Annotated in this window: 10 protein-coding genes; 7 read left to right on the forward strand and 3 right to left on the reverse strand. The window is 40.9% G+C overall.

The window, feature by feature from the left end; all coding sequences use genetic code 11:
• The first annotated feature begins 246 nt into the window (after positions 1 to 246).
• The 7 genes from AK823_RS08090 (at position 247) to AK823_RS08120 (ending at position 14,730) form a co-directional block, all read left to right on the forward strand.
• The gene (locus tag AK823_RS08090; protein ID WP_068328092.1) at positions 247 to 711 is read left to right on the forward strand and encodes a hypothetical protein; all 465 of its coding nucleotides are present in this window, start codon (positions 247 to 249) and stop codon (positions 709 to 711) included.
• A gap of 60 nt (positions 712 to 771) precedes the next feature.
• The gene (locus tag AK823_RS08095) at positions 772 to 2,829 is read left to right on the forward strand and encodes a DUF11 domain-containing protein (protein ID WP_068328095.1); all 2,058 of its coding nucleotides are present in this window, start codon (positions 772 to 774) and stop codon (positions 2,827 to 2,829) included.
• 449 nt (positions 2,830 to 3,278) lie between these two features.
• A complete protein-coding gene (locus tag AK823_RS08100) occupies positions 3,279 to 5,375 on the forward strand; it encodes a hypothetical protein (protein ID WP_149031853.1) in 2,097 nt (698 codons plus the stop codon).
• A gap of 217 nt (positions 5,376 to 5,592) precedes the next feature.
• Positions 5,593 to 6,057 (forward strand): hypothetical protein, encoded by a 465-nt coding sequence (locus AK823_RS08105; protein ID WP_068328099.1) that lies wholly within the window; start codon positions 5,593 to 5,595, stop codon positions 6,055 to 6,057.
• A 53-nt stretch (positions 6,058 to 6,110) separates the two neighbouring features.
• Positions 6,111 to 8,219 (forward strand): DUF11 domain-containing protein, encoded by a 2,109-nt coding sequence (locus AK823_RS08110; protein WP_068328101.1) that lies wholly within the window; start codon positions 6,111 to 6,113, stop codon positions 8,217 to 8,219.
• Between the two features lie 148 nt (positions 8,220 to 8,367).
• On the forward strand, positions 8,368 to 13,671 hold the full coding sequence (locus tag AK823_RS08115; RefSeq protein ID WP_068328102.1) for an SdrD B-like domain-containing protein: 5,304 nt from the start codon (positions 8,368 to 8,370) through the stop codon (positions 13,669 to 13,671).
• Positions 13,672 to 13,782: 111 nt separating this feature from the next.
• The gene (locus AK823_RS08120; protein ID WP_203226553.1) at positions 13,783 to 14,730 is read left to right on the forward strand and encodes a hypothetical protein; all 948 of its coding nucleotides are present in this window, start codon (positions 13,783 to 13,785) and stop codon (positions 14,728 to 14,730) included.
• Between the two features lie 87 nt (positions 14,731 to 14,817).
• Here the strand turns inward: AK823_RS08120 and AK823_RS08125 are convergent, their stop codons facing one another.
• The 3 genes from AK823_RS08125 to AK823_RS08135 form a co-directional block, all read right to left on the reverse strand.
• Positions 14,818 to 15,510, reverse strand: coding sequence for a TetR/AcrR family transcriptional regulator (locus tag AK823_RS08125; protein ID WP_068036176.1), 693 nt, complete (start codon positions 15,508 to 15,510; stop codon positions 14,818 to 14,820).
• A gap of 221 nt (positions 15,511 to 15,731) precedes the next feature.
• Positions 15,732 to 16,760, reverse strand: coding sequence for an endonuclease/exonuclease/phosphatase family protein (locus tag AK823_RS08130; protein ID WP_068328103.1), 1,029 nt, complete (start codon positions 16,758 to 16,760; stop codon positions 15,732 to 15,734).
• Between the two features lie 386 nt (positions 16,761 to 17,146).
• On the reverse strand, positions 17,147 to 17,617 hold the full coding sequence (locus AK823_RS08135; RefSeq protein WP_068330238.1) for a hypothetical protein: 471 nt from the start codon (positions 17,615 to 17,617) through the stop codon (positions 17,147 to 17,149).
• Positions 17,618 to 17,929: the final 312 nt, after the last annotated feature.

Here is a 17,929-nt window from a genome sequence, read left to right on the forward strand (position 1 = left end):
ACTATCTCAAAACTCCACCTATCTGACTTTAGTCGCAATGTTAGTGTTTTCTCTTTATATTCCGTATAAGTAATACACAAATATCGATAGCACAATAAAAATACACTTTATAACATAAAGAGTATGAACTCTTTTTGCTTGCAGAAATGTGCAACCGTAAATCTCCTGTGTTTAAACAATCTATATTTGTCCTACATTGAGGCTTTTTGACTGGTTGATTAGGGTAAAGGAAGAAAGGAAAAAATCATGAAATCTAGACTTTATCTAAAAAAACTTATAACTACCATGATGGTATCTGCTGCGTTATTCAGTAGCGCACAGGCGACAGACGCTTTAAAGATGGAATTACAAGCTAATAAAATTATAAAGACCGCTGATGGCAAGCTTAGCTATATCACCGCATCAAATGCTCAAAAGGGTGAGACCGTACAATACCGCGCTACTTATACCAACGTCATTGATCAACCTATTAGCGATGTCGCTGTGACTTTGCCGATACCTGCAAACATGATATTCACTGGTGAAGCACAACCAAAAAGTGCGCAAGCAACAATCGATGGCAAAAACTATGCGGACATGCCGCTTATGCGCAGAGTAGACGGCAAGGTCGTCAAGGTTCCATTGGCTGAATATAAAGCACTTCGTTGGAATATTAAGTGGCTTCCTGCGAACAAACTAGCAGACGTATCTCTTAATACCATTATTAATTAATAACCTTTATCAATTAACAACTTTGATTACTTTGCGCGACACTTTTTGGAGATTTACCACATGAAGTCTAATACATTCAAATATTCAATATTAACCGTCGGCGTTGTAGCCGCTATGAGTTTAACTACTGCAAACGCTGCCGATGTAGTATATGACAAAGAGAATGCTTTTTCTGTGACGAACAAGGCAACGGCTACTTATACTGTCGCTGATAACACAGGTAATCAGCAAAGAGCCGAGTCAAATGAAGTCGTCGTCAATGTGACTGAAACGGGAGCATTTAGCTTAGTTGCCAAAAATGATGATACAAGTAGTGGTGGTGCTATTGGTGATGACCTAAACGAAAACATCGCAATCCACCCTGCCGCTGGTTCTTCTGTAGACTTCAACCATACGCTCAGTAACGATGGTAACATCTCTGATACGTATACTATTAGTTTAGCCAATCCATCAAACAGCTTACCTGCTAGCGCTACCATCAAGTACCAAATAAAAGAAGGTAATACCAATGTTGGTAACTCTGAGACCATTGCAATTGGTGGAACGATAACGCTTAAACCAGGTCAAACTGCTGACATTACTATTACCGCTACTACAAGTTCTGATCGTGTTATCGGTAATAACACCTCCTTTACCGTTACAGCGACCAGTGCATATCTAACAAACAAAGGTCAGACAACAGCAGACCAAAAAGCGCTTAACACCAACAACGCTATTACGACTACCCCTGTTTATGCCATTACTAAGTCTGCTACCACCAATCTTAACAACAAAACATTCGATACCAATAATGCTAACGCCTATGTTGACTATACGATTACTGTGAAAAACGAAGGTAACATCGATGGTACAGCAGTAAGAATTACTGACGCCTTACCTGTAGGTTTGGTGGCCATAAAGTCTGGAGAGACTAACTATATAACGCCGACGGTAGTCGCGTCTGGTACAAGTACGGCTAAGGATGCAAATATTTCAACCACTGGCAAAGAGATAACTGTTAGTGGTCAAGATATCAAAATGAATGAAACCATTACTGTTACTTTCCGTGCGAAGAAAGATACGACTACGCCTGCTACTGGCACTAATATCACCAACTATGCCCTCGTTGAAGATGATGTTGATGGCAATGGTTCTTTTGATCTTGTTGATAGCTCAGGTGATTCGGCAGGTGGTGTTACTGAAAAAACCTACGAAGATACCACTGCTACCAACTACAAAGGTAAAGATAGCAACTCTAACTCTACTATTACCACCAGTAGCCAGACTCGTAACCTAACGATTACTAGCGATACTGATGACAAAGAAGTTGGACTTATAAGTCAAAATAATACTTATATCTATACTATCACTAACGCAGGTACAGATATAACCGAAGCCGCTAGTGCTGATAAAGTTTACTTTACGGTAGCCCCAACTACTAATCATGCCAACATCACTATTGTTGAAACAGAAGTGTTTGTAGATGCTAACGATAATGGTAGCTATGATAGCAGTGAGACCATTTTGACCAAAACTGCTAAGGGATATGACCTTAATGAAGCAGCAACAACTGGTTTATTGCCTAACGAGTTTGTAAAGATTGGCGTAAAAGTAAATACAAGCGGTTCAAGCAGTAACCTTACAGGTGGCACGAATGATCTTGGTAGCCTTGAAACCATGGCTATTACTGTATTGCCACAAGGACCAGTTGCCGACACACCTGCACCTGCTAACGCTAGTGTAAGCTCTACTACCACTATGGAAGGTATCAATTTACTCAAGTACCAAGCAGTAGCAGCTTGTGGCGCAGCCTTAACTTCGCTTAGCTGGGCTGATACTACTATCAGTGGTGGTGAAGCCAAACCTGGTAACTGTATCTACTATAAAATCACTGCTGAAAACACTTTCAAAGATACTGCTAAAATCATTAGCGGTCTTGCAGTAACGGATGTGTTAGAGACACCTAAAATTATCTATGAAAAGGACTTTAGTTCTGAGACTTCAGGAAGTTCACCTGCAGCTACAGCAACTTATACTGCTCCAAACTTGATAGGGACGTTTAGTAGCCTAGCAGCAGGTGAAACAGGTACTGTTTACTTCTCTGCGAAGATTTCTCAAACAGGTACTAACCAACCTTAACTCAATTCTCATATACTGTATTTAAAGCTTAAAGAGCTATCTTAATCGCGTATTAAGGTAGCTCCAATTTCAGTTTGCTGACTTCTGCTTTCTAACTTCCATTTTCCTACCTAGCTTTTATTAATACTTAAAGCCTATCACTTTATTATCCACATACCCTTTTCAGAATACAAACCTAAACCTCAGGTTTGCGTAGCCGATTTTGTGTGAATTGCCAATTTTCGTCAAAGAAACTGAGGAAATTTTTGCCTCATTCTTTATCTCTAAACCTAAGCTTTAATAGCGCCACCTTAAATCAATATTTAATTTTTGGCATATATTTTGCACATTCCAATCTAAATTCGGTGATTTTTTGCCTTTAGTCATGCTTTAGTTACCGTTTACGGTATAAGCACTTTAATCATTCCACATTGTAATGTTTAGAGTAAATTTAGCTCCGAGGGAATAAGATGCAAGAAAGTAACCATGCGACCCCCAAAAGACATATAGACATAAAACCAGTACTAGGCCTAACTATATCTACTCTCTTGTTCGTTGGAATGAGTATAGGCAGTCAAAATGTCTACGCTAACCCATTCTTACCATCATCTACCCCAACCTCTACAGCAGGCAGCTGCCCAGCTACTCATAAGATGTACTATATTGGAGCAAGCCCGCCAGCATATAGCCCTATAAACTCTCAAGCTCTCAGCTGGACGACAGGCAATCCTTCCAATACTTTTACGTTTGTAGAGACCTCCGGTAATAAGACTTTTTTAATAAACTTCCCCCTACTTTTAGACTTAAATAATAACTATGGTGGTACGCCTCCCTTTTATGGATCTATCAATGGCGCTACTACATCAGCGCTGAATTTAGTTCACGACTCTCCTGCTACCAAAATCAACCATATTTTAGATATCAGTATCAATCGATCAGTGAGTAAAGTTGGTTATAAAATACAAGATTTGGATTCGACTGGCAGCTCTGGGCAAGTGCCCTATATCGAACAGGTTGATGTTTCTGCTAAGAAAGGACAACTGACCTCTAATCCTAATTTTCACACTATCAATACTGCTAAAGATATCGTAAAAGCTCGTGAAGGACTGAACTGCGGTACGGGAGGATGTACTATTGATGCAGCTTGGAGTTATAACATTGCTGATGTTTTTCTTAATCTAAAGCATAGCAATACGCTGACGCAAAGAAATAGTCCCCATGCTATTGGCTATTCAGATTTTTACTTCTGTCTTGCTCCTCCCAAAATTATTATTAAAAAACAGCTTGATGGTAATCGCGTCAATGATACTAATATCAATCGCGATCAGTTTTCTATCAGTATCAACAATGCCACAACATTACTCAAGACATTTGAAACGACTGGCTCAGGACAAGTTGTTACTAATGATAATAGCGGTGTCGTAGAGCTTGCAACCAGTACGACTTATACGATCATTGAGCGTGTTACGAACAATCAAAACAATGGCGATATCATTGCCTACAATGCGGCTTACACTTGCAACAACGCTACGAATGGTAGTACGACCGTCATGCCTACTACTGCGATGACTTATAACGCGTCTGCCAAAACTCGCTCATTTACTATATCCAATGCCACTCATGGCGACGAGATCACTTGTACTATTACTAACAGTCCATCTGCTAGTGTCCCATCGAATTATACCTTTGCAGGTATCGTCTTTAATGACAATGGCGGTATCACAGCTAGCACCAGTACTAAGCAGGATATTTCTGCGGCCTTTACAGGTAACGGTAATTATTATAATGGTGTATTTGATAGCAATGAATCAGGTATCTATGACCCTAACTTACGTATCAGTCTCACTGATTGCAATGGCAACAATATCGTATCCACTTCACCCAATCCGCAAACCGTCTCAAGTGCTGCAGCAAGTTTAGGTAGATATAGTTTCAGCGTCAGCCCAAACACCCTTGTAGGTAGATCAAAAGTTTGTCTAGTCGAAACTGAACCAAACCCTTGGGACTATAGTGAAGATACGACTATTAATACTCAAGAAGTCGCGCTAGTCGCTAACGTCTATAACTATAAAACTGAAAAGAACAGCTCAGGTGATGTCACACGCAATCTTGATTTTGGTGAAGTAAAAGCAGACAACACAGCGTTGGTACTCAAAAAGCTCCAGTATGTACATACCTGTAATGACACGCTTAACTACTCTAGCATCACTAATACTAGTCAGCCGACTACAGGTTTTAGTATCAATCCAGCCAATGATGTTAAGCCAGGAAACTGTATCGCTTATAAGTTAGAAGCTTACAATCGCGGTCATGTTGACTTGAATGAAGTTAAAATTAACGACTCTTTACAGCGTACGCCCGTCGAGTCTGTATTTAACTTGCCAAGACCGTTAGGAAACCCTTCATCAGTATTCAGAAGCACTAATACATCGGCACCTATAGGCGTAAACGGTGTAATTATTTCTGATGCCTTTGATTTATTAAAAACGTCTGTATCTTCAACGGAGCCAACTAAGGCAATTTTATACTTTAATACTAAATATGGCTCTAAAAATACAAACCCTTAAATGACTAAGGCTTTGATTTTTTAAGTAATTCACATCCCACTGAGGAACTCGTAAACGTCATTTATCGGTTATTTGGTGACTATTTATCGGTTCTCTGTGAGAATAAAAAACAAAAAATTGTTGCACCTTTTACTAGCAAACCATTGTTCGTACTCACATTTCTGTGTAGGTTGGCAAGGATATTGCACGTAGAATTTACCCAACTGAGGAATTTGATATGAAATTATTTCAATTTTTACGCCACGCTCTTATCGCCACTGCAGTATCTGCATGCTTAATCAATATATCGTACGCAGCAGATGCTCTAAAGATGGAGCTACAGGCCAATAAGATTGTAAAAACGGCTGACGGCAAGGTCAGCTACATCGCAGCATCAAATGCTCAGAAGGGTGAGACTGTACAGTACCGCGCTACTTATACCAATGTCATTGATCAGCCTATTAGCGATGTTGCTGTGACTCTCCCTATTCCTGCCAGCATGATATTTACTGGCGAGGCAAAACCAAACAGCGCACAAGCAACTATCGATGGCAAAAATTATGCTGATATGCCGCTTATGCGCAAAGTAGATGGCAAAGTCGTCAAAGTTCCATTATCTGAATACAAAGCGCTTCGTTGGAATATTAAATTACTTCCGGCGAACAAATCAGCAGATGTATCACTTAATACCACTGTCAACTAAACCTTTTAACTTTGACCTTAGCTATTCATTTTTTTACTCAGGAGAATCTCTGGATGAAATCCAGCACCTTTAAGTACTCAGTATTGACAGTCGGTATCGCAGCGGCTTTTGGCATGACTAATGTTGCGAATGCAGCTGAATCAATAGCCGCATCGACTCCTACCATTAAAAACATAGCCAGTGCTACCTATAAAATAGGCACTGTTGCGCAAACTGCGGTTCAGTCTAATCCTGTAACTGTTAACATCACGCAAAGTGCAGCGTTTAGCTTGACCGCCACAAATGAAGATGGCGAACTTAAAGATGATCTTAATAAAGCAGCAATAGTGACCCCGAAAGGTCGTGTTGCCTTTAACCATATCTTAACCAACTCAGGTAACGTAGAAGATACTTATAGGCTTAACTTAGCTCAGGGCGGTACTATTCCAGGTAGTACGCAAGATGCAAGCTCTTATGATCTAGACGCTACCAATGTCACTTACATTATCTATAATGCGGATAATTCTGTAAAAAGCACTACCACTGTTACTGGTAGCGTTTTTCAAAACACTGACATTAAACTCAAACCTAATGAGCGCGCTGAGATATTAATTTCGGCAAAGACAGCAGGGAACGTTGGCGGTAACTCACAGAATTTAACGTTATCAGCAGTTAGTGAATTCTTTACAGGTTCTGATGCCACTAAAGCCACGTTAACCAACATCGACAATAGTATTACTAAGGTAGCTGTATTTAAAATTACCAGTAAGGTAAGCAGCACCCTAAACTTAAATGATCCAACATCGAAGGTCACTTATACCGTCACTGTCCGTAACGATGAGACTGCACCTTATGCCGCCAATGCCAACAACATCGTTGTTTTCGATGGTTTACCAGAGGGCTTACGTCTAGCAGATCAACCGAACTTAAGTGTCAGTAATAATGCCACCATCGTACCGGGTAGAGAAGGTAAAGGTACTAGCACTTCTAACGATAGCATTAGAGTTACTTTATTGAATTTAGCACCAGGTGAAACAGCCACTATTACCTTCGATGTGCAAAAAGATCAAGCCGAACCACTTGCTGATCCTAAAAAAATTATCAACCACGCCTCTATAACTCTCAATCTTGGTGAAAACCAAATCATTTATGACACTACGGATAGTACTGACCCTAAACAGAATACCAGTAACTTCTATCCAGCTGCTGATGATAGTGAAGTTACAGACGGTACTGTTAGTACAACTACTGGTAGTGACTCAGCAGCACCTTTAGTTTCTAACCAGCGTGCTATTAACATATCGTCACCTACTACTAAAGAGATACCAACTACTACGACAGATACGACGCAGATTACACATTCAGCTGTCATAAGAAATACTGGTAGAGAGACTGAAGGCGATCAAGTAGGTGAAATTAAATTCACTATCACTGAAGGTGCCAACGACCAAATTACCCGAGTACCGAACACGGTAGAGGTGGTATATGATGCTGACGACAACCCAGCAACTCCCAACCTCACCTACACAGTCACACGGGACGGTAATGGCGATTATGATCTAAGTACAGCCGTACCCAAAAATGGCGGAGCAGCATGGACTGGTATGGCACCGAACTCAAGTGTCACTATCAACTACAAAGTAGAGTCTACACAAGCAATCATTGACTCTACTGAAAAAACCTCAGTTACGTTAGTCGCTGGTGGACAGGATGCGCCTACGGTAGGTGCTCGCTCTGTTGAGAATACGACTGTGGTAAAAGGTCTCAAGTTGGTCAAAAAACAAGCACTAAATAAAACGTGTAACGCCAATGCTTCTCTGGTATTTACACAAGGTGATGTCGGTGCTGAACCTGGTGATTGTATCGTCTATAAAATTACAGCCTTTAATAACTTTTCAGCATCGGATACACGATTTAACTTCACTGACCTGATCGTAACGGATACGACAGATCGCTTTAATAATAAAGCTGAAGTACTAACTTCAGGTACCACTCCTGCCTTTACTGTCAAGCTAGCCGAAGTAGCTGACGCAGATGCATCACCTGCAGACAATACTTATGGGGCATCAGCTAATTCTACTGCTGTTAGTGGCACGGTACCTAGCTTAGCACCGCAAAAATATGCAGCATTAGTATTTTCGGTAAAAATTAATCCTGACGGTGCTGCTCCTGGCTCACTTTAGCATTACGTAAATTACTTATTTTTATATACCGTTATCTGTGATTAAGCTTATAGATAACGCAAAAACTGTCTTTGCTTAAGTTGCTCTACAAGTAAGCAAAGCAAAGACAGTCCCTCTGTTTTTGGATTTGATTGGATAATCACGTAATATGACATTTCACTGTATCGCTCAGTCTACTCGTCTATCGGCTAAAGCAGCCAAGCTATCTGCATTAACGGCAGCTATACTGATTATGCAATCAAATTCCGCTGCGGCAGCTACGTCTGATGTACTCAGCATCATCGATAATATTGCCAATGCTCACTATTACGTTAGTAATGACAAAGCAGTATTATTAACCAGCACCTCAAACCAAGTAAAAGTCCAAGCATCTGCGTTAGAGAAGTATGACCTTCGCCTAAGCCAATCACCATTGCAGACTGTAGCGTCTGGCAGTGAAGTAATATGGAAAAACCTATTAACCAATAATAGCTATAGTGATGAAACCATCGCTCTAAGCTACGATATTCCAAGCAGCCTATCTAACTTTACAGTCTATCAAGATATCAATAAAGACGGTCTGATTGATTCAAATGACTTATTGATCACCAATCTCAACTCAATCAAAATTGGGCAAGGTGAGAGTATTCAGCTCATCGTTCAGGCTCTTACTGATAGAAATGCAAAAGATGGTGATACTGCTGATATTAAGATTGGTGCAGTCGTCGTTGAAGATGCGTCAGTAAAGGCAGTTGTGACCGATAGTTTAATTATCGTCGAGCCTAGTATTAATTTCACTACTTGGAACTTTAACGGTAGCAAAAGAAATTCACAAATTGGCGATGACATCTATGTTGAAGCCAGCTACGCCCAATGTAATGTACAGCCTGATAAGCCAGATCAAATTTGGGTGACCATTACCTCACCTTTAACAGGCGATACCTACTCTCTAAAAGCCATAGAAACGGGCAATAACACGGGAAAGTATCGTTTATCAGCGCCAACACAAAATAATGCAAATGCGCTCGATGATAATATTCTTCAAACCTTACAAGACGACACGCTACAAGCTAAACTGGTCGCCTGTCTTGACAAAGAAGTTGGTCTAGACGAGCAACCCAATAATTCTGATTTTAACTATATTGACGAGCAAATCAGCAGCGAAATTGCCATTACTAACGAATCTCCTAATTTACAAGTGACTAAAGAAGGCGATGTAAAATCTGCCAATCTTGGTGACTATGTTAATTATAATATCACCGTCAAAAATGATGGTGCTGCAACTGCTTATGATGTCCAGCTAAAAGATGCGCTACCACGTGGTTTTGATTACGTGAGTGGTAGCTTACGCATTGATAAAGCTCAAACCACTGAATTTAAAGCAGATGGTAAGTACCAAGTCTTAGGTCTAGGTGATATGGCGATTGGTGAAAGTAAAACCATCAATTATCGCGTATTGATTGGCTCATCTGCCTTAGGTGGTGACGGTATCAATCGCGCTATCGCTCAAGGTCGCAATGAAAACGACCAAGTATTAGTCTCTAGAGAATCACAATGGAAAATTGATGTCAGCCGCGGCGTTATGAATACCGATGGTATCATCGTTGGTAAAATATACCATGACATCAACCGCGATGGTATTCAACAAAAAGATAATGATGAGCTTGGTGTCGCTGGTGTTCGTATTTATATGGAAAACGGCAACTATATCGTCACAGATCCTGAAGGAAAATATAATTTCTACGGTATCAGCGCCAAGACTCACGTACTAAAAGTTGATCGCACGACTTTACCTATTGGTACTGAACTCATTACTCAAAGTAATCGTAACGCAGGCGATGCCGGTAGCCGTTTCGTCGACTTAAAATATGGTGAAATGCATCGTGCAGATTTTGCGTTGGTAGGCGGCATGGCCGATAGTACTGAACGTTTAAATCAAGAACTCATCACACGTAGCAAAAATATTAGTGCTAAAAATGATGCCCTTGAGCAAGCCGTCAAGAGCGAGTTGGCTTTGGAGCCTGATTACGACCTCAATAATGACGACAATGTCGATGCTAGTGGCTGTAAGTCTAATGATGAATTAGACCGTGGTATTCAATGTGACTCAGCAATTGTTGCTGATATGGCTAACCCTACTGCCGAGCGTGTTAACTTAACGGTCAATACTATCGCACCTCCAAAACAAAAAGAGCTTGAAGAATACCTGAAAAAGGTGGCTAATAATGATGTAGCCTTCATTAACTTGAGCTCGGGTCAACAGTTGAACTCGTACAAGCAGTTGGTTCAAGTTCAAGCACCATTAGGCTCAAACTTTACCCTATACGCTAATGGTAAAGCCGTATCAGAAGAAAAAATCGGTAAAACAGCTGAACAAGCCAATCAAAGCGTTACTGCTTTTGATTATTATGCTGTTGATTTTAAGCGTGGTAGCAATACCTTACGCGGCGTTGCCACTGACGTAACAGGCAAAGTTATCTCAGAGCAAACCATCGACATCATCGCGCCTGACAGCTTACAAGCGATTAACTATCGTACTCAAGAGCGTTTGATTGAAGCTGACGGTGTGAGCGAATACCAAGTAGTCATTAGCCTAAAAGATCGTAACAATCTTCCTTACATCCCATCAACACCTATCACTATCGATACCAATATTGGACGTATCAATCTAAAAGACAGTAATAAAGATCAAGCTGGTACCCAGTTTAGCGTAGACGGTGGCGAACTACTGATTCCAGTAATTGCACCAAATGCGCCAGGTAAAGGTGAGCTGATTATCGATACTGGTAGCAGCAAACAAGTGATTCCGCTACAATTTACGGCAAAGCTACGCCCGCTCATCGCGGTTGGTATTGTAGAAGGCGCTATATCATTAAAAGACTTTGATAGCGGCAGTATAACCGATGCCCAAGGCGCATTTGAAGAAGAGCTACATGAATTTGCAGGTGGTGACGACTATTCAGCAACTGGTCGCGCAGCCATGTTCCTAAAAGGCAAAGTACGTGGAGACTATCTGCTGACCCTAGCTTATGACAGCGACAAAAAAGGCGAACGTCTGTTCCGCGATATCGATCCAGGTGAATATTATCCAGTATACGGCGATTCATCAGCCAAAGGTTTTGACGCTCAGTCTACGAGCAAGCTATATATTCGTTTAGATAAAGGTCGCTCATTTGCTATGTACGGCGACCTAAAAACTCAGATTGATAACGACGATGGTATTAAGCTTGGTAAATACAGTCGCACTTTAACGGGTATTAAAGCTCAATTTGAGGATACCGATACCCGTATCACGACTTTCCTCGCTGAAACCAGCTCATCACAACGTGTTAATGAAACGCGTGGTCTCGGTATTTCGGGTCCTTATCCACTCGCTGGCGACTTTGACGCAGTACTCGAAAACTCTGAAACCATCGAAGTCATTACTCGTGATGCGAATAACCCTGGCCTGATCATTAGCCGTGAAACACTAACGCGCTTTGCTGACTACGAAATTGATCCTATTAGTCGCAGCCTGTATCTTAAAGCCCCTATTGCTAGTCAAGATGTTGATGGCAATCCTATCTATTTACGTGTCACTGTTGAAGTGGACGAAGGCGGCGAAAACTATTGGGTCGGTGGCGTGGCAGGCAAACAACAATTAACAGATAAAGTCTCTGTCGGTGGTAGCTACATCAATAGCGATGATCCACTAAATAAAGAAGAGCTTGCCAGCGTTAACAGTGTGATCAAATTTAACGACAAGTTAAAACTGGTTGCGGAATATGCCAAGAGTAAAGCTGAAAACCCTGACTATGAGCCTAGCAATCAGATCAATGTAAAAGAGCTAAAAGAAGGCGACGATACTGATGGTGACGCCCTACGCATTGAGCTAAACTACGATGACAAAAACCGCACGCGCGCCAAAGCTTATTATAATAAAGCCGATGAAGGCTTCGTTACTGGTGCCTCTCCACTAACCGCTGGACGTACTGAATCTGGATTAGAGGTCACTCATAAGTTAAAGAACAAAACAACTGCGCTAAAGTTTGAAGGCATACGTACCGAAGATCATACTACCGAAGCCAGTCGTGAAGGTATACAGGCAAGTATAGAACAACGCCTTAGTCAAAATATCGTTGGTGAGATTGGACTACGTTATTATAAACAAGAAGCGACTGCTGCCTCACGTAATACGCAAGCTGCAACTGATGTCATAAACACTGATATTGTAGATGAGGATGAGAAGCCAATATTTAATGACAGTCTGATTAACCAGTCGGCACTTAATGGCGTAAATACCTTAGAAAAAGATATCGAAGGCATGACCGCCCGCGCCCGTATTACTGCTCGCTTGCCTAAGCTTAATAAAGCGTTAGTGTTTGCTGAATATGAGCAAGATATTGATCATAGCGCACGTAACGCAACCTCTATCGGCGGCGAAACTCCGCTAGGTAATTTAGGTCGTCTTTATGCGCGTCATGACTTAATCAACAGCCTATCAGGCAGCTACGGTCTTGATGATACCGATGAGCGTCAGCGTACTGTTGTAGGTTTTGATGCCACCTATATGAAAGATGGTAAGGTCTATAGTGAATACCGTGCTCGCGATGCTATTAGTGCACGTGAAGCTGAAGCAGCTATTGGTCTAAAGAACAAATGGTATGTCCAGGAAGGTCTGACCTTAAACACTTTATTTGAGCGTGTTGAATCGCTTGAAGGTGAAAAAGATAGCACTGCGACCGCAGTTGGTTTTGGTGTTGAATACCTTGCCAAAGAAGACTACAAAGCATCAGGCCGCCTAGAAAAACGCTGGGGTGACACTAGTGATACGCTGCTCGGTAGTGCCGGTATCGCCTATCGCTATACTGATGACATTACCCTACTGGCAAAAGACATCTACTCACGAGTAGACTATGACGATGGTCATCGTACTATCAACCGCTTTCAGCTTGGTGCTGCCTACCGTGACTATGACAGTAATCAGTTAGACATGCTAGCCAAGCTTGAATATCGCTTAGACGATAATGACACGGGCACTGATCCGTATCAAAAAGACTCACTAATATGGTCATGGAGTGGTAACTATCATCCAACACGTCCATTGACGTTATCTGGACACTATGCGGGTAAATACAATCAATACCAAGCTGATAATCTCGAGAGCGAAAACACAGCTCATGCCGCCTATGTGCGCGGTCTATACGATATTGGCGAGCGTTGGGACGTTGGCTTGCAAGCAGGTACATACTGGAATAATCAAGCCAACGATTTAGCTTATATGTTAGGTGCTGAGGTTGGTTATAGTCCAATGACTAACTTGTGGTTGTCACTTGGCTACAATTTCATGGGCTTTGAAGATGAAGATATCGCTTATGATGATAGTACTCAAGAAGGCGCTTACTTTAGACTGCGCTTCAAGTTTGATGAGGACTTGTTCAAACGTGATGATCCACGTAAAAACAAACGCCTAAGTACTGAGCCTAAGTACTGAGACTAAGACTTAAGCGATATGTAGTGGATAAAATAGTCTTAAAAATGACAATAGCTGATAGAAATTATAAGATAGCTCGTAAATGGATTACCATACAATAAGGCTTGCGTTATGCTAAATACTTCACAATTGATAGCGACAGTATCGGCTTATAAACGCCATACGCGTACTATATTGTCTGTAATGACATTATTAACGCTATCACCATTAGTACAGGCCGCAGGTAACAATCATGCTGATGATAGCCTGAATAAAGATTTTGTTATTCCAATAAGCTATTGCTACAACGGTAATGCCACGCAAAATGTTCGCCCAAAACATAAGATGGTTGAGCAGCAAACTATCGACTGTATGCTGACTGAGCTGGCTTTATACCAAAAAAACTCTCTAACCTCACGCCAGCAATATTTTGCTTATAAAGCCCAAGCTTGGCTCAACTATGCTTCTCATGAAAATAGTATTAAAAGCAACACACAGGCTGGTAGCCAAGCATTAAAAGCTGGTGCTCATATTCTACAAAAGTTACGAAGCAATGCTGATGAAGAATTGAAGTTAACGACTGACATTCCATCATCATCTGCTTTGATGAGGCCTGATTTGTGGGCGACAGTAAGCGCTCTAAAAGATAGTGCTTCAAAAGACAGCACCTCAACAGATAGCAACAGTATAATTATTGCGCCACGTGAGCTAGCATTTAGTGAGGTGGCTTTGATTTGGGCAGCAGCTGATCAATGTGCACACGGTTGGCGTCAGTCTGGTACGCATTTTCGTATGGCTGAACGCTGGTTAGAGCAAGCACGTGAAGCATATGTCAATGCTCACGACTCAAAGACTAACGTAGCACTTGAAAGCTCAATTGTTGATTATTACAAGCAATATGCACCGTTAGATCCGCATGATGATGTTTGTCATGGTCAATCATTGCCTCCAACGACTCAAGTTGCTGACAGTAAAAGTGATAATAGTGTACTTTTAGTACACTCTACAACGATACCGATGCCAATACCGACCGTCACTTATCGTATTGGATATAAGACTATAAACCATTTAATTAATTAGAGTACTGATTGTAAGACACAAAAAAGCTGGCATCGCGCCAGCTTTTTTATTATGTCGTACTAACAACCGTATTTTAACCATTAAAACTTAACGGTTTTTGCGTGGTAACTTTTCTGGCAAGTAGCAACGCAGGTAAGCAATAGATGCAGTGGTCGCTTCTTGCAAATAATTATCTGTGATACTGGCATGACGACGATAAGATAAAGTAAATACGCCGTTGATGATACTATAGGTCACTAGAAGTATATCTTGTATATCTTCAAACTTTGGCATCTCATAGCGCTCTGATAAACGCTTATAGACTAGCTCAACGATTTGATGATCCATATCTTCACCGAAACTATCACCTTCAAAATCTGGCGTGTTAGTATCATAAATCAGTTTAGCTTTGGTTTGATCATCATGAAAGATATTCACACAGCGTTGGATAAGCGCAGTTAAATAACCCTGCCATCTGTCATAGTCTACCGTCTCAACAGTGGTTAGTATTTCTAAAATTTCAATCGCATTTAAGAAACGCAGTGCTAAAAATATCGCTTCAATATTAGGAAAAAAGTGATAAGCAGAAGCTCGCGGAATACCCGCCTCTTCACACACATCAGCTAAACTAATATCATTAATAGCGCGAGTCTCGCTTAGCTTCTTTGCACCCATCAACAGTTTTTGACGGCGTACGCGGCCTTGCTGACTAGTAAACTTAAACTTATTAGGCACCAACTTCTTTGCCAATTCTGAATCGACCAATATGTCTTCTATTTTGTCATCTCTATGATCACTCATTATAAACCTCTTAGTATTACGCCCTATTATGTATAAATACGATCTTCATCGAATAACATTAGCACTAAATCAGCATGCTAATGTCAGTTTAGTGGTAAATATTGTTACTACTATATCCAATGAAGAAGCATCATAAACACTTGCACATTATCAAACAAGGGGCGTGAACGGATTAGAATGATAATGTGCCAATTAATAATATAACCAACTGCAAAATATGATTAATCGTAAAGTTTTATCTTTGCTCGGACAATGCCATGATCAATTACTCTATCTGAATAATCCCACTTTAAATGATCGTTAAAGTAATCTACTCGCTCAACATGACCTAGCGAAAACTTGCTATCAGGTAAAAACTCTTCTGATACGAATAGTTGATCAATGACCTCTGGTATACCTTGATAGATGTGCGTGTAAGCGACATCTTTCATCCAACCATAGCGAGCTTGGATACGAGCGGCATCGAACAATGCAACATCACGCATACTTTTGTCATAGTTCACCTCGCCAGTCTCGGCCATTAGTTGCGTCGTTACGCTACCAGTGACATCATTCATATCACCCAACAATATCAATGGCTCACGAGTATGTTGTAGCCGCTTGATAATAGACATACGTATTGATGCAGCCTCTGCCGCTCGCATACACAAGCTGCGCAGCTTGGCACGAACACGGATATTAGGGTCATCCATATCTTCTAACAAGTTGCCTGACTCATCACGTAAAAAATAAGCACGTTTACTTTTAAGGTGAGCAGTAACAATCGTTATTGGTTGACCATACGCATCAACACGTAGTAACAATGGTGGACGATTAAATTGACGATAAGGTCCAACATCAGGGATATCAATTACCGCTGCAGGGACTATGTTCTCTAACAACGTAGTTTCTAACTGAGCAAAGCGGCTAATAAAACCAACAGCTGGCGTTTTTTGTGCGCCATGGCCTTGAGTATATTGACTAGTATGGTCATTACTAGCAAGTGGAGCAATCACGTGTTCTGCTTTAAAACCTAACGAAACAGCTAATGCTTCTAGAGCGTCACTATCCCATACCTCTTGTACCGCAATAATATCTGCATGGGCTTTAGAAAGTAATTCGGTTATTCCTTGCAACTTATGCTGGTAAGCCTTACGGTCATATGCTGGTGCATTGTCATAATAAATTCGATCAGGATTGGCAAAATTAAGTAGATTAGCAGTAGCTATGTAAAATTGCTTTTGTTCATCATTATTCGCATGACGATTCATAGTTTACCTATTCTTATTTTTATTTGGTTTTATATTATTATATTGCACTAAAAATATCACTCTACTAAGAGGTCAAAATTGTCTCATAATCCTTTGTAGTTATGCTGTCTTCTGGCAGTTAATCATAAGATATTAGAAAATAAAACAATGAGCAAATAAAAAAGCTTCCAAAGTCATCTTTGGAAGCTTTAACATAGCATAAATTACATTAGTTGGGGCTGTCAGTCAGGCTACGTATACATTTATCACCTTGTAATTCACAAAGCGGTAAGTTTCTGTACACTATGCTTACCACTTCTCACTCAATTGAAATAATACGGCTTATATTTGAACAATCCATAATTATATATTAGCAAATGAGATGGTAAGCTAGTTTCAAATAATAATTAACTAACACGATTCCACGCATCACGTGATGCATGACGAGCATCATCCCAAGCTAGACGTGATTCGCCTTTTACTTCTTCCCATGAACGCTGCAAATCTGTTTCATGATCTTCGAAACGCGCGTCACTAGGATAGCGTGCTCGGTTAGCATAGCCTACTGCATAAGCTGGATGTAGATCACGGTCAAAATCGTGTCCTTGCTGATAATAACTAGCATTGGCATGTTCTGCACGCCAGTAAGCTTCTTCACGGGTTGGGTCAATAGCTTCTGCTGCTGCATGACCTGCGCCGCCACCAACGATAGCACCAATAGCACCACCAATTAATGTACCCAATGGTCCTGCCATCGTGCCGATAGCTGCGCCTGCTGCGGCACCACCGATGCCACCAATACCTGTTCCTACTGGATGTGATCCTGGCTCACCAGTAATAGGATCTGCATTAAGGTCTTCTCTCGCTTCTTTAGACATGTGCTTGACAGCAGTACGATCAATCGCATCATGATCCTCTATAATATTGTCATTTTCATGCCTAATGACAGTATTGTTGATAGTATGATCACTACCAGTTAATCGGCGCTCGTTGTCATCGATGATACGCTCTCTATCACCAACTTCAAGATAGTCATCAGTGAGGACACGGTCATTGTTATCGATTACGCGGTCATTTGTAAGATCATTGTCATGTTTATTCATAATATTATCCTTAAATTGATAGTTATATACTTATTAGTTATTAATTTGAAATGGATTAAGTTGTATTAATCAATCACATTTGAAGTA

The organism is Psychrobacter sp. P2G3, assembly GCF_001593285.1.
Lineage (GTDB): Bacteria > Pseudomonadota > Gammaproteobacteria > Pseudomonadales > Moraxellaceae > Psychrobacter.

Bases quoted from the DNA above. Each gene is read 5' to 3' on its own strand.
- AK823_RS08090 (WP_068328092.1), top strand. From the start codon at position 247: ATGAAATCTAGACTTTATCTAAAAAAACTTATAACTACCATGATGGTA.
- AK823_RS08095 (WP_068328095.1), top strand. From the start codon at position 772: ATGAAGTCTAATACATTCAAATATTCAATATTAACCGTCGGCGTTGTA.
- AK823_RS08100 (WP_149031853.1), top strand. From the start codon at position 3,279: ATGCAAGAAAGTAACCATGCGACCCCCAAAAGACATATAGACATAAAA.
- AK823_RS08105 (WP_068328099.1), top strand. From the start codon at position 5,593: ATGAAATTATTTCAATTTTTACGCCACGCTCTTATCGCCACTGCAGTA.
- AK823_RS08110 (WP_068328101.1), top strand. From the start codon at position 6,111: ATGAAATCCAGCACCTTTAAGTACTCAGTATTGACAGTCGGTATCGCA.
- AK823_RS08115 (WP_068328102.1), top strand. From the start codon at position 8,368: ATGACATTTCACTGTATCGCTCAGTCTACTCGTCTATCGGCTAAAGCA.
- AK823_RS08120 (WP_203226553.1), top strand. From the start codon at position 13,783: ATGCTAAATACTTCACAATTGATAGCGACAGTATCGGCTTATAAACGC.
- AK823_RS08125 (WP_068036176.1), bottom strand. From the start codon at position 15,510: ATGAGTGATCATAGAGATGACAAAATAGAAGACATATTGGTCGATTCA.
- AK823_RS08130 (WP_068328103.1), bottom strand. From the start codon at position 16,760: ATGAATCGTCATGCGAATAATGATGAACAAAAGCAATTTTACATAGCT.
- AK823_RS08135 (WP_068330238.1), bottom strand. From the start codon at position 17,617: ATGTCTAAAGAAGCGAGAGAAGACCTTAATGCAGATCCTATTACTGGT.